The sequence below is a fragment of the Pseudorhodobacter wandonensis genome, assembly GCF_001202035.1.
Taxonomy (GTDB): Bacteria; Pseudomonadota; Alphaproteobacteria; order Rhodobacterales; family Rhodobacteraceae; genus Pseudorhodobacter; species Pseudorhodobacter wandonensis.
The window spans coordinates 140,872-154,132 of the sequence record NZ_LGHT01000041.1 but is presented as its reverse complement, the minus strand read 5'-3'; the positions used below and the strand labels follow the sequence as shown (position 1 = coordinate 154,132).

General features: G+C 57.6%; 13 protein-coding genes, 1 other RNA gene and 1 pseudogene. 6 read left to right on the top strand and 9 right to left on the bottom strand.

The genetic code is table 11. The annotated features are described in order from the left end of the window. Window positions 1-60: 60 nt before the first annotated feature. From AKU79_RS20030 to AKU79_RS14130, 4 genes and pseudogenes are all read left to right on the top strand, one after another. A pseudogene (locus tag AKU79_RS20030) lies at window positions 61-839 on the top strand (CmcJ/NvfI family oxidoreductase). A 62-nt stretch (window positions 840-901) separates the two neighbouring features. Further along, window positions 902-1,690, top strand: coding sequence for an SDR family NAD(P)-dependent oxidoreductase (locus AKU79_RS14140; protein WP_050524226.1), 789 nt, complete (start codon window positions 902-904; stop codon window positions 1,688-1,690). A gap of 57 nt (window positions 1,691-1,747) precedes the next feature. Next, a complete protein-coding gene (locus AKU79_RS14135) occupies window positions 1,748-2,656 on the top strand; it encodes a 2OG-Fe(II) oxygenase family protein (protein ID WP_050524225.1) in 909 nt (302 codons plus the stop codon). Between the two features lie 484 nt (window positions 2,657-3,140). After that, window positions 3,141-4,127 (top strand): zinc-dependent alcohol dehydrogenase family protein, encoded by a 987-nt coding sequence (locus AKU79_RS14130; protein ID WP_050524224.1) that lies wholly within the window; start codon window positions 3,141-3,143, stop codon window positions 4,125-4,127. Between the two features lie 366 nt (window positions 4,128-4,493). On the opposite strand, the gene ffs is transcribed toward AKU79_RS14130, so the two are convergent. From ffs to smpB, 5 genes are all read right to left on the bottom strand, one after another. Next, window positions 4,494-4,592: signal recognition particle sRNA small type (gene ffs / locus AKU79_RS19020), an RNA gene on the bottom strand. A 36-nt stretch (window positions 4,593-4,628) separates the two neighbouring features. Beyond that, window positions 4,629-5,261: an HAD family hydrolase gene (locus AKU79_RS14125; protein ID WP_050524223.1), complete on the bottom strand. Its 633-nt coding sequence runs from the start codon at window positions 5,259-5,261 to the stop codon at window positions 4,629-4,631. A 3-nt stretch (window positions 5,262-5,264) separates the two neighbouring features. Further along, the gene (locus AKU79_RS14120; protein ID WP_050524222.1) at window positions 5,265-6,449 is read right to left on the bottom strand and encodes an amino acid aminotransferase; all 1,185 of its coding nucleotides are present in this window, start codon (window positions 6,447-6,449) and stop codon (window positions 5,265-5,267) included. A 27-nt stretch (window positions 6,450-6,476) separates the two neighbouring features. Further along, the gene (gene sseA / locus AKU79_RS14115; RefSeq protein WP_050524221.1) at window positions 6,477-7,337 is read right to left on the bottom strand and encodes a 3-mercaptopyruvate sulfurtransferase; all 861 of its coding nucleotides are present in this window, start codon (window positions 7,335-7,337) and stop codon (window positions 6,477-6,479) included. A gap of 116 nt (window positions 7,338-7,453) precedes the next feature. Continuing rightward, window positions 7,454-7,930 carry an SsrA-binding protein SmpB gene (gene smpB, locus AKU79_RS14110; protein WP_050524220.1) on the bottom strand — a complete coding sequence of 159 codons (477 nt, stop codon included), beginning with the start codon at window positions 7,928-7,930 and terminating at the stop codon, window positions 7,454-7,456. Between the two features lie 72 nt (window positions 7,931-8,002). Between smpB and AKU79_RS14105 the strand changes: the two genes are divergently transcribed. Next, window positions 8,003-8,446 carry an ion channel gene (locus AKU79_RS14105; protein ID WP_050524219.1) on the top strand — a complete coding sequence of 148 codons (444 nt, stop codon included), beginning with the start codon at window positions 8,003-8,005 and terminating at the stop codon, window positions 8,444-8,446. Here the strand turns inward: AKU79_RS14105 and AKU79_RS19785 are convergent. The 4 genes from AKU79_RS19785 to dapA form a co-directional block, all read right to left on the bottom strand. Further along, a complete protein-coding gene (locus AKU79_RS19785; RefSeq protein ID WP_231580194.1) occupies window positions 8,443-8,673 on the bottom strand; it encodes a hypothetical protein in 231 nt (76 codons plus the stop codon). The genes AKU79_RS14105 and AKU79_RS19785 overlap by 4 nt on opposite strands. Then, a complete protein-coding gene (locus AKU79_RS14100) occupies window positions 8,674-9,249 on the bottom strand; it encodes a class I SAM-dependent methyltransferase (RefSeq protein WP_231580193.1) in 576 nt (191 codons plus the stop codon). It abuts the gene before it with no gap. Window positions 9,250-9,293: 44 nt separating this feature from the next. Then, window positions 9,294-10,154: a DMT family transporter gene (locus AKU79_RS14095; protein WP_050524218.1), complete on the bottom strand. Its 861-nt coding sequence runs from the start codon at window positions 10,152-10,154 to the stop codon at window positions 9,294-9,296. Between the two features lie 91 nt (window positions 10,155-10,245). Continuing rightward, complete coding sequence (gene dapA / locus AKU79_RS14090; RefSeq protein ID WP_050524217.1) at window positions 10,246-11,121, bottom strand: 4-hydroxy-tetrahydrodipicolinate synthase; 876 nt, start codon at window positions 11,119-11,121, stop codon at window positions 10,246-10,248. A 163-nt stretch (window positions 11,122-11,284) separates the two neighbouring features. On the opposite strand from dapA, the gene AKU79_RS14085 reads away from it, so the two are divergent. Further along, complete coding sequence (locus tag AKU79_RS14085; protein ID WP_050524216.1) at window positions 11,285-13,246, top strand: lytic transglycosylase domain-containing protein; 1,962 nt, start codon at window positions 11,285-11,287, stop codon at window positions 13,244-13,246. Window positions 13,247-13,261: the final 15 nt, after the last annotated feature.

Sequence of the window (13,261 nt, the reverse complement as noted above, 5' to 3'; positions counted from 1 at the left end):
CCGTTTTTATATTTTTCCAGAGTGTTATGTCAAAGGCCAAGACGAATTTCGGAGACACCCATGACCCAAACGGCAACTGTGAATTATCATGTGCACAAACCCGAGCGGCAGTGGTTTGAGCTGAATGCCGGCGGAATTGTAGGAAACCTTATCGCGCCGGAACTTGCGCCCACGCAGGTACGGGTTTTTGATGAACGCGGCTTTGGCACTGGCACATCGTTTGAAGATGCCTCTGTCGGCTTTGCAAATTTTCCAAGTCAGGTTCACTCTTTTGCTGATGGGCAGAGTTGGCGGCGCATTTATGATGCCGAGTTGACCAAATTGCTGACTGATGAAATCGACGCGAAAGAGGTGATCGTCTTCGATCACACGGTGCGCAGGGATGACCCGGATGCGGCGCGCAGACCCGCCCGCAATGTGCACAGCGACTATAGCCTGCACGGTGCCAAACAGCGGTTGATCGACATAGTGGGGAGGGGAACGCTGCCGAATGGCGCAAACGCCACTATGCCTTTGTAAACGTTTGGCGGCCCGTGGGTGCGCCGATCAACGCGGCCCCGCTTGGGTTTATCCTGCCGTCGACAGTTTCGAATAGCGACTGGATTTTGCTCGACCTGATTTACCCTGACCGTATGGGCCAGATCATGGGGCTGGCGGCAAACCCTGATCATCAGTGGATTTATATGTCCAAAATGACTCCGGACGAGGTCGCATATTTCAATATTTTCGACAATCGGGGCCGCGCTTCTATCGGGCATAGCGCGTTGGACATGGTTGAGGATCCGAACAACCACACAGTGCGCCAAAGCATCGAGAGCCGGACACTGGTGCGCTACTGACTTGCCCCCAAGCCGGATGGTCAGAAACCTTCTGTCTGGATGAACAAAGCGAAAGAAATCAAATGACAAAAACAATTCTTATCACGGGTGCAACTGATGGTATCGGCCTGGTGACCGCACAGGCGCTGGCTGCCGAAGGGCACACAATCTTTCTGCATGGTCGCAGCGCAGAGAAGCTTGCAGCAGCGGCAAATAAGGTCGGCGGCAAGACCGAGACCTATTCTGCCGATCTGTCCCGCATGGCCGACGTGCAGGCGCTGGCGGCTGATATTCTTAAACATCACAGCCGGCTTGATATCGTCATCAACAATGCTGGCGTTCTCAGGGCACCTCGACCCGTCACAGCTGAGGGCTACGACCTTCGTTTTATGGTCAACACCTTTGCGCCATACGCGCTAACCCGCGCGCTGTTACCTAGCATTGCAAAGGACGGGCGTATCGTGAATCTGTCGTCTGCGGCCCAAGCGCCGATTGATCTGGCAGCGATGGGCGGACGCAAGAAGCTTGATGATATGAGCGCCTATGCCCAAAGCAAGTTGGCCATCACGATCTGGACGCGCGAAATGGCAAAGGAGTTGGTGGACGGCCCGCTCGTTGTGGCTGTGAACCCCGGCTCGCTTCTGGCTTCTAAAATGGTCAAAGAGGGCTTTGGTGTCGCTGGCAATGATCTGGCAATTGGTGCCGGTATTCTGTGCGAAGCTGCGTTGGGCGCGTCTTTTGTCAATGCTACGGGCAAGTATTTTGACAATGACAACAGGCGTTTCGCGCAACCGCACCCTGCCGCCACGGATACAAAACACGTGGCTGACGTGATGCAAGGCATCAAAGACGCCGTGGCCAAGCTTAGTTAACCCCAACAACACCTGCACGTGGCCCTGCGTACGTGCAGCACTGACAGGAACCATATCATGCAAACAAATGCACTCGACCGCGCCCGTGCCATAGCCCGCCCGACGCGCGAAGAAATGCTGGCACGTTCATTTTCGGTGCAGAAATTCTGGGACCAGAACAAAAACCTTTTCACTGAGGCCTGGAAAGAATGGGAAGATTCCAAGGGTCTGACCTCTGCTCTGGACAGCAGCCTTTACGCCCCTGAATTGCGTGCGGCGGTCGAACAGGCTTGGGCCGACCCGACCACAGAAGCTGCGGTCAAAGACCTTTGGGAGGAAGTGTTTCCCGGCGTCTATAAGGCCCAGTTTTTTGATCCAGAACGCCTGAACATCCTGCGAGACTATCTTGAAAACGTCGCCGATGCGCAAATCCCGCTGCGCCCGCCTTACGGGATATCATTGAACCGTGGTGGCGCGATGCTGGATGAACGCTCCGAAGGCCATCTTGCGGCCCCGAACTTCCAGTCGTTCTACCGCGGCCTTATGGCTTCCTATATGCGCCCGATTTCGCGGCTCTTGTTTCCTGACGTTGTTGGCCATGACACGCAGACTTTCGGGTTTTCGATCCAGTGGCAAGCTGATGCCGACACGTCTCTGCGTGCGCATACGGACGCGTCTTCGGTGACATTGAACATCAACCTGAACCTTCCGGGCGAAGACTTTTCCGGTTCAGGCGTGCGGTTCTTTGACCAGAAAACCCGACAGGTGAGCGAGCTGACATTCGCCCCGGGCACAGCATTGATCCACCACGGCAGTGTGGCGCATGAATCCATGCCGATCACGAAAGGGTCCCGCTCAAACCTGGTTCTTTGGCTTTATGGGGACCAAGGGCAATTGCCGCGGCTCGGCGGCGCGCAGGCTAAGGTCGATCCGCAGCAACGTTGGTCCGTTCCAACTGCAAAGAGCGACGGATTTGCACCGTTCTAAGGCGCAGAAACGCAGATTTCTGGAAGGGCGGGGAGACCTGCCCTTCCGGTGGGGTCAGACAGGGCAAAAGCGATCAATCCTGCCGCGCCCGTAATACTGCGCTACGATGACTTTTGTTGCAGAACGAAATCATTGGGCGGGGATTGTGATGGCCGGTCACCAAGCACTATCGGGTTCCTCCCGCAACTGCAGCTAGGTGGCTGCGTGACTTGTGAATGAACGCTGCGGCTGAGTTGTTCACTCAGCAACAAGGAAGATCAGCAAGGTAACAGCGGGGGGCAAGCTGCCTTCGTTTGGGGCGGTTTGATGCAACTATTGCTTGGCGGTGACTGATTGTTTCAGCGCGGCGGTCGCCAATACTTATCCGGTTATCCCGAGTCTTGATTATAGTCAAAACCAGAATACTGAACCTATTTTTACGTCAATTTATTCCTTCGCTAAATAGTTTAGGTGGTGGCTCATCAGACAAAATAGGAATTACCAAATGAAAGCCACGACCATCACAGCCTACGGCGAAAATGCCAAATTCGAAGCTGCCGACCTTCCAAAGCCTGTCGCCACGCCCGGCCATGTCGTTGTTCGTGTTGTTGCAAGCAGCGTAAACACAGTTGATACGATGATCCGCGCGATGGGGGCTGACCTGCCGCTTTCACCCGCACTGCCCGCAATTCTGGGTATGGATTTCGCCGGTATTGTGGATGCAGTTGGCGAAAATGTGACTGGCTTTGCAGTTGGCGACGAAGTTTACGGCTGCGCGGGCGGTTTGGCCGATCTGCAGGGGGCATTGGCGGAATTTATGCTAGCTGACGCCAAGCTGATCGCCCACAAACCAAAGTCGATCTCAATGCGCGAAGCGGCGGCCATCCCGCTGGTCGGCATCACTGCCTATGAGGGGCTGCAACGCGCAGGCATCGCAGCGGACCAAAAGGTTCTTGTGCAAGGAGGTGCTGGTGGCGTAGGGCATTTGGCCGTGCAATTGGCCAAGCATTTTGGCGCAGACGTTTATGGCACCGGAACCGGTGCTAAACAGCTCGAGGTGATCCTGGGATACGGCGCCACTCCGATTGACTTTGCCGCCGAAAAAATCGCCGACTACGTTGCGAAATACACCGATGGTGCCGGGTTTGATGTTATTTTTGATACTGTCGGCGGTGCCAATATGACAAGCTCTTTTGAGGCTGCAGCACTGAATGGCAGCATAGCCTCGACGGTTGGATTGTTGGAAATCGATCTGTCGCCAGCGCATTTCAAAGGCTTGTCACTGCATATCGTTTTCATGTTGCTGCCAATGCTGCACAATCACAAGCGTGAAGAACACGGCGCTATCTTGGCGCAGCTTGCAGAAATCGTGGACGCCGGGGCGATGAAGCCACTTCTGGATGAGCAGCGTTTCGATCTTAACAGCGTTGGCGCGGCCTATGATCGCCTGACAAGCGGGAAAGCTATCGGCAAGGTGGTCATCGACGTCTGAACTTGGCGAAGGCTTAATGTCGGTGGTTTCCTAAGGTATCGCAATGGGAACCATCGACCCGACCTTTTCAACGCACATGCGATCTGCCTTGCCCAAATCAATTTTGCAGATCACCCAAATTTGCAAAACAATGACTACGGATACCGAGCGCCGATCGTCTGCGTGATGGTTGCCAAAAGGCACGTCCTGTTCGACTAGCTCATGCTGCCCGATGATTGGCTATAGCTCTTTCGGTACGGTGGCACGAACTATCCACATTCATTTGAGGCGGCGAATGTTTTTCAATCCGGTCTTTATGAACCTTTTGCAGCAAAAGCCCCAGCAAGCTAGGGGGTATTTGCATTTTCAACAGGTTGGGGGGTAGTAGGGTGAGAGGCTGGACATCGACCCAAGTGGGGCTCGTTGTGGCTGCTTCCTTCCGGACCTGACCAGGTTGGCGAGGCACTCGCCCGCGCCAACCTCTCAAGACCTATATAGGCAAGCAAAACGAGATTCGCAAGATCACTTGGGCAAAAGCCCGATCTCGCGTGCGCCGGTCAGCAGATCGGGTGCGACCAGATGGGCAAAGCGGCCCGAGGCGGGGTTAATGTCGGGCACTTGCACGACGGTCATTCCCGCGCGATGGGCAGATTCGGCGCCTGCCTCGCTGTCTTCAAACGCCAAACAGCGTGCGGGGTCTACGCCCAGCAAACTGGCCGCCAGCAAGAACGGGTCTGGTGCGGGTTTTGCCTGCTTCACATCATCAAAGCTGATGAGGTGGCAGAAATATGGGGCGATGTCAGTGACGGACATCTTGAATTCCAGCTGCACACGCGTCGAGGATGTGGCAAGCGCAAGAGGCTGGTCAATCGCCCCCAGCAATTCATGCGTGCCGGGCTTTAGCGGGATGCCTGGGGCGTAATGGTCCAGCACCGAGCGCTTCCAGATTTGGGCAAAGCTGTCAAATTCCAGATCGGGATATTTGGCGCGGATAATGCCTGCGCCCGTGACATCATCGCGCCCGATAAGGGTGTGCAAGAACGCAGGGTCAACGGCTATCCCGACCTCGGCAAAGGCTGCAATGATGGCCGTTTGCGTCAGCGCTTCGGTATCCAGCAGCGTGCCGTCGAGGTCAAAGATCACCGCGTCAAACATGGCTTATATCCCCGCGTCGATGATGGCTTTGGCCAGGATCGGCACGGTGCGGGCGTTCAGACCGGCAATGTTCATGCGGCTGTCACCGACCATGTAAATCCCGTGATCGCGGCGCAGGGTTTCAACCTGCTCGGGCGTGGCACCAAGGCGCGAAAACATGCCGCGATGCTGGGCAAGGAAACCGAAGCGGTCTGATCCTGACAGGCGACGCAGCTCGGTGGCAAGGCTCTCGCGCAGCGTCAGCATGTTCTGGCGCACCTCTTCCAGCTCGGTCTGCCAATCGGCGCGCAGGGCGGGATCATTCAAAATCATCGTGACAAGGCGGGCACCGTGATCGGGTGGAAAGCTGAAATTCTGACGGTTCAGGAACGCAAGGTTACCCTGCACCACGGCCCGCATATCAGCCTTTGGTGAAATGGCGATCAGAATGCCGGTCCGTTCACGGTAGATGCCGAAGTTCTTTGAGCAGGACGCCGCGATCAGCAATTCGGGCAGGCGGCTTGCCAGCAAGCGCATGCCGGCAGCGTCTTCTTCCAACCCGTCGCCAAAACCTTGGTAGGCGATGTCGATAAACGGGATAGCGCCGGTTTTTTCCAGCAAATCGGCCACAGCGGCCCATTGCGGCAGGGTCAGGTTTGCGCCGGTCGGGTTGTGGCAACAGGCATGCAGCAGCACCACATCACCCGCCTTAACCTGCGCCAAATCGGCCATCATGCCATCAAAATCGACACCACGGCTTTCCGCGTCGAAATAGCGGTACTCGGCCATGTTCATGCCAAGGTATTTGATGATCGACGGGTGGTTTGGCCATGTGGGGTTGGAAAGCCAAACGGAGGCATCGGGGCTGGCGAGCTTGATTAGTTCCAGCGCCTGACGAATGGCACCCGTGCCACCGGGTGTGGCCACGGCCGACAAACGATCGGCAGGCACCACGCTATCCAGCAACAGGGTCTGCATCGCCTCGGCATAGGCAGGCTCACCCGCAAGACCAGTATAGGTTTTGGTTTTCTCGGTTTCCCAAAGCTGCTTTTCCGCCGATTTTACGGCCCGCATCACCGGCGTCAGGCCGGTCGCATCCTTATAGACTCCAACGCCAAGATCGATCTTGGTATCGCGCGGGTCGTCTTTGTACATCTGGATCAGTTGCAAGATTTTGTCTTGCGGTTGGGCGTTCAGGGCGTTCAGCATTTGGTTTACTTTCAACTGGTTGGCGGACTAGCCTTTGGCGATTGGCAGGTCATCAAACATGCCCCATTCTGCCCAAGAGCCATCATAGAGCGCGTGATTTTGGTGACCGATCCGTTCAAGGCCAAGGCTAAGGATCGCCGCCGTCACACCCGACCCGCAGGTGGTTATCGCAGGTTTGGAAAGGTCTACGCCTGCGGCCTCAAACGCGGTTTTCAGCGCATCGGGCGCTTTCATCGTGCCGTCCGCGTTCAGCAAATTGCCAAAAGGGACGTTCTTGGAATTTGGAATGCGTCCAGACCGCAGACCCGCTCGGGGCTCTGCGGCCTCGCCTTTGAAACGGGCGGCGGCGCGGGCGTCGATGATTTCGGTTTCGGCCAGTTTCGATGCTGACGCCACCTGGGTCACATCTTTCACAAGGCCCGACTGGCGCTGCACGGTGATGTGACGGTCGCGCACAACCGGAGGCATGTCTTCAATCTCGCGGCCCTCGGCCTGCCATTTTGGCAAACCACCGTCCAGTACGGCCACATCCATCTTGCCCATCAAACGAAATGTCCACCAAACACGCGCCGCCGAAAACAGGCCCGTGCAATCATAGATCACCACCTGATGCCCGTCGCCAATACCCATCGCGCGCATCCGGCTGATGAACTTTTCCACCGGCGGGGCCATATGCGGCAGGTCTGACCGATGATCGGAGATTTCATCAATATCAAAGAACCGTGCGCCGGGAATGTGGGCGCTGGCATATTCGGCCTTTGCATCGCGGCCCGTGGCGGGCATATGCCAAGATGCATCAATGATCCGCAGATCCGGGTCTTTGATGTGTTGGGCCAGCCAATCGGTGGATACAAGCGTTCTTGGGTCGTCTTGCGGGGCGGGGGTCATGTTTGGCTCCTTGCAGCAATAACCGGGGCGGCAATGCCTCGGGTATATCGGATAAGTTGCCTGAGGCAAGGCCAGAGCCGCCAAATACCCAGAAACCGACCCGGAGGGCCACGGGGTCAGTACTGGTTTTGTTTCAGCAGGCGGGATTTCTGCCTGTCCCAATCGCGCTTGGCCGAGGTTTCGCGCTTGTCGGCGTTTTTCTTACCTTTGGCGATGCCGATCTTTAGCTTTACCATGCCGCGTTCGTTGAAATACATTTTCAGCGGTACAATTGTCATGCCTTCACGCGCGGTCGCATTCCACAGCCGCGCCAGTTCTTTCTTGGATACCAGCAACTTGCGCTTACGGCGCTCTTCGTGGCCCCAGGTCTTGGCCTGCAAATAGGGGGCAATATAGCCGTTGATCAGCCACAAACCGCCATCCTCAACGCTCGCATAGCTTTCTGCGATGTTAGAGCCACCCTGACGCAACGACTTGACCTCAGACCCGAGCAACATGATGCCGGCCTCAATGTCGTCCTCAATAGCGAAATCAAACCGCGCGCGGCGGTTTTCTGCAATCAATTTGGAATTTGGATCACTGTGTTTTACCATGGTCCTCTCCAAATAGGGATTGTAAGCACAACTGTCCAGATGGCGGCACGCCGGAATGCATAAAGGAAAACCATGTTTCTTCAGATAGCCATTGGCACAGGGTTGATGATGCTATCGCTGGCAGTGGGAGGCTTGGGGATTTTGGCAATGGAATTGGGCTTTGCCCGCAGCCACCTTTGGCTGATCCGCGAGCCGCACCGGCCAAAGCTGTTGCTGGTGATGCTGGGGGTGTCGTTCGTGGTGCTGGGGATCATCACGGCGGGCGTGTGGATTTGGGCGCTGGCGTTTTATCTTCTGGGCATTTTCGTCACGTTAGAGGCGTCTGTTTATTTTTCCTTGGTCAGCTTTACCACGCTGGGGTTTGGTGACGTGCTGCTGCCGCGCGATTGGCGCTTGCTGTCAGGCATGGCGGCGGCCAATGGCTTGCTGAACTTTGGTCTGCTAACGGCGCTGCTGGTCGAGGCACTGCGCCATGTGCGGCTGGGCCAGATGAACGCCCGCAAGCGGCAGGATTAACCGCATTTGGCGATCAGAGTATAGGAGAGCGGCAGTTGTGCCGGTTGGTTTTGGTATTTGTCAAATTCAATCTCGCGGTTGGAGTGAGGGTGTTCAGTTAGGCTTTCAATGCGCAGGCCGGCGGCTGCAATAGCGGTGACTATCGCCCCCAAAGGATGAGCGAACCAATAGGACCGCGCGCCTTTGCCCGCGTCTGACCCGTCATAGGTTATCACATCTTCAAACACCTACGGCGCGGTTTGAAAATACGACCGCTCGGGTAGATATGGGTTTGGTGCGTCCGGATCGTACATATCCAAAACCGGGTGTGTTTCATAGATCAGCAGGCGACCGTGTGGTGCCAACAGCACCGCCACAATACGAAAGAACTGTGCCAAATCGGGCATCCAGTTCAGCACGCCAATGGTGATCAACGCAAAGTCGTGGTTGCGCGGTGTGGTTTCGGGCAGGTCGTAAATATCGGCGCATAGAAAGGTGCAATCGCTGTTTGCTACTTTTGCCAGTTGGCAGGCTTGGGCCAAGAAACCTGCAGATTGGTCAATCCCAAGCGCGGGGATTGCGCCGAACTGCGCCAGCGACAGCAGCTCTCGTCCGTTGTTGCAGCCAATTTGAACTGATGTTTTTCCAGCAAGGTCAATCGTTTGCAAAGTTTTGGATATACAATCGTCAAAAGTTGAAAACCCACCTTCGGCAAAGCCTGTCAGCAACTTTGCCCAGTCATCGCCCTGCGCGTGCGCCTGCGCCGAGGCATCCCAGGCGGCGCGGTTGGCTTGGGTAATCGTTTTCAAATCAACTGCATCCATAGCTGCCAGAGTGCATTAGGCGCAGGCGTCGCGCAAGCCCTTGATCAACGCGCCTTGCGCCCGCGCAGCAGGGTGTAAATGCCCGACCCGACGATGATTGCGCTGCCCAGCAAGGTTGCCGCATCGGGCCGCTCGGCAAAGACCAGCACGCTCAGGATAAGCGCGAAGAGCAGGCGGGTATAGCGGAACGGCGTGACCAGCGACACCTCGCCTGTGCGCATGGCCACGGTAAGCGCGAAATAGGCTGCAATGCCGACCAAAGTACCAGCCGCCAGTGCAAAACCGGACCGCGCATCCGGCACCACCGCGCCCCCAGTCCACGCCAGCAAAGCGGCACCCGTTGGCACCAGAACCGCAAAGCCATAGACGCCAAGCGTCAGGTTTGACAGGGTTTTAGCGGCGGCCCGCGTGGCAAGGTCGCGCCCCGCAAAGCCCAGCATCCCCAGTACTGCCAGCACCGAAAGCGGGGTGAACCCGTCCATCCCCGGCCGCAACACGACCAGCACGCCGACAAAGCCCGCTGTAATCGCCGACCAGCGCCGCCACCCCACCTTTTCCCCAAAAAACAGCGCCGCACCCGCCACAACCACCAAAGGCGTGGCCTGCAAAATCGCCGAAACGGAAGACAGCGGCGTCAGCGCCAGCGCAAGGGTAAAAAACAGCCGCCCCATCACCTCGAACATCGCGCGCATCAGGATGGCGCGGCTAAGGATTTCCGAGTTCAACAGCCGCGCACCTTGGCGTTTGGCCAGAATGGCAAAGCCAATTGCGCCACCCGTGCCAAAAATCATCAAGATCTGCCCTACCGGCACCTGCTGTGCGGCGGTTTTCAGAAACATATCCTCAATGGCAAAGCCCGCCATTGCGGCAATCATAAACAGGCCGCCGCGTTGATTGTCGTTCATGGTCGGGCCTGCCTTGGTTCATTAAAAAGACCGGCGGCACCTTGTGGTGCGCCGGTCAAAGTTACGTGTCAAAATCACGCGGTTGCCCGCATCAGTTCAGCAGGCCAGCGTGGCGCATAGCAGCTTGGATTTTCGCTTTGGTGCCATCGGTCAGACCGGTCAGCGGCAACCGCACCTCTTCCGAGCAACGGCCCAGCAAAGACATGCCGTATTTTGCACCCACAAGGCCCGGCTCGATAAAGATGGCTTCGTGCAGCGGCATCAGGCGGTCTTGCAGGTCTAGTGCCTTCCTGTAATCGCCTGCCAGCGTTGCCTCTTGGAACTCGGCACAAAGACGCGGGGCCACATTGGCCGTGACCGAAATGCAGCCCACGCCGCCATGCGCGTTAAAGCCCAAAGCTGTGGCATCCTCGCCCGAAAGCTGGATGAAATCCTTGCCGCAGGTGATGCGCTGCTTTGGCACGCGCGACAAGTCACCCGTTGCATCCTTGACGCCGACAATGCGCGGCAGCTTTGCCAGCTCGCCCATTGTGGCAGGCGACATATCCACGACAGAACGGCCGGGGATGTTGTAGATGATAATCGGCAAGCTGCAGCAATCATGCAGCGCGGTGAAATGCGCAATCAAACCAGCCTGCGTCGGCTTGTTGTAATAAGGCGTCACCACCAGCGCAGCCGATGCGCCAACGCGCTCGGCGTGCTGAATAAGGCCGATCCCTTCGGCGGTGTTATTCGAGCCCGCGCCTGCGATTACCGGAATGCGGCCGGCGGCGGCTTTCACCACCTCTTCAATCACTTGGCCATGCTCGGCATGTGTCAGGGTCGGGCTTTCGCCTGTTGTGCCAACCGGAACCAGCCCGTGACTACCCTCGGCAATATGCCATTCCACAAGTTTCTTCAGCGTAACCAAGTCAACTTGGCCGTTCTTGAACGGCGTGACCAGGGCAGGCATTGACCCTTTGAACATGGTACGCTTCTCCTCTTATGAAATGGGCGGCCTTTTTTGAATCGCCCCGTTGGTGTGTGCGTCTTCCTAGCGCTATGTGCGGCCCTTGCCAAGCGTGGCACGAAATGGCCTGCACGCAGCGATGTGAGTTGCGCCTTGCGGGCCACAATGGCAAATTGGCGGCATGAAAATATCACATGCCCATAACCTGTCGTCCTTTGCCCGTCTTTGCGGGGTTTTGTTAATTTTATCAGGGGGGCTAGCCACATACGCCCGCGCCGATGCAACAGATGATTTGCGCAATGCGCTATCTGCTGCCGATGCCCGTGATTGGAGTAAGGCGCTGGCCTTGGCGCCCGCTGGCGTGGCGCATGATGTCATAGAATGGCAACGTCTGCGCGCAGGTGATGGCCTGCTGGGCGAGTATGAGGATTTTCTGGCCCGCCGCCGCGATTGGCCGGGCTTGCCTTGGCTGCACCAAAAGGGCGAAGTGGCTGTGGCGCGGTCCAGCACGCCCGACCGGGTGATCGCCTATTTCGCCAAGGATAAACCCTCTACGGCCGAGGGGTCTATTGCATTGGTCAAGGCCTTTCTGGCCAAAGGCAACAAGGATGGCGCGGGCGTCGAGGCGCGGCGTGCTTGGGTGAAGTTGAAATTTGACGCAGGCGCGCAGGCCGAAATGCTGGCCCTGCAACCGCAAGCGCTGCAATCGGCACATACCAAGCGCATGGACATGTTGCTTTGGGAAGGGCGCACGGCCGAGGCGCGGCAAATGCTGCCCTTGGTGTCTCAGGGGTGGCAAGCCTTGGCCAAGGCCCGCATCGCGCTGCGCGATATGGCTGACGGGGTTGATGGTCTGATTGCTGCCGTACCTGCCGCAGAATCCGGGAATGCCGGGCTGGCCTATGACAGGTTTGTCTGGCGGTCGCGCAAAGGGCTCACCGATGGCGCAGCCGCCCTTATTTTGGAACGCTCTATTTCCGAGGCATCGCTGGGCCGACCGGATGCATGGGCCGACCGGCGTATCCGCCTTGTCCGTGATCTGATCGAGGCGGGGCGGATGAACGAGGCTTACCGCATAGCCGCCTCTCACCGCCTGACCGAAGGCGGCGACTATGCCGAGTTGGAGTTTCTGGCCGGCTTCATCGCGCTGCGCAAGTTGAACGATCCGATGACTGCCCGCAACCATTTCCAGCACTTGAAACAGGGTGTTAGCACCCCGATCAGCCTTAGTCGCGCCCATTATTGGGAAGGCCGTGCCGAAGAGGCATTGGGCAATGCCGCCGCCGCGCGTTTGGCGTTTCAGGCAGGGGCCAAGCACCAAACGGCCTATTACGGCCTGTTAAGCGCCGAAAAGCTGGGGCTGCCGTTGGACGCGTCGCTTTTGGCCAATGCCAAGCCAAGCGATTGGCGGCAAGCCGGTTTCGCGAAATCGTCGGTTTTGCAGGCTGCTCAGCTTTTGCTTGCGGCAGGCGATCTTGATCTGGCCAAGCGGTTTGTGTTGCATCTGGCCGAAGGTTTGGGGCCAAAAGAGCTGGATCAACTGGCTGATTTCGCCTTGCAAAGCGGGCAGCCGCATATCGCCGTGCTGGTCGGCAAACAGGCGGCGTCGCGGGGTGTTATTTTGCCGCGCGCCTATTTTCCCGTTGTTGGCATGGTGCCAGATAACCTTGCCGTCAGTCGCGCTCTGGCGCTGTCGATCGCGCGGCGGGAAAGCGAATTTAACGTGGGCGTTGTCAGCCCTGCGGGGGCGCGTGGCCTGATGCAGGTGATGCCGGGCACTGCCAAGCTGATGGCCGAAAAGACCGGCAAGCCCTATGCGCTGTCGCAGCTGACCACCGATCCGGCCTATAACGTTGGGCTTGGCGCGGCCTATCTGGCGCAACTGGTTGATGAATTCGGTCCCGCCGTCGCCCTTGTCGCCTCGGGCTATAACGCGGGGCCGGGGCGTCCGCGCCGCTGGGTGACCGAGTTTGGCGACCCAAGGCAGCCCGGCGTGGATGTGGTGGATTGGGTTGAAACCATCCCGTTCAATGAAACCCGCACCTATGTGATGCGGGTGGTGGAATCGCTGGTAATTTACCGTGCAAAACTGCGCGGGGCTGTGGGTGTGGTGAATGTCAGCGCAGAGCTAAGCGGTCATTGAAACCAGTCGCGGTGC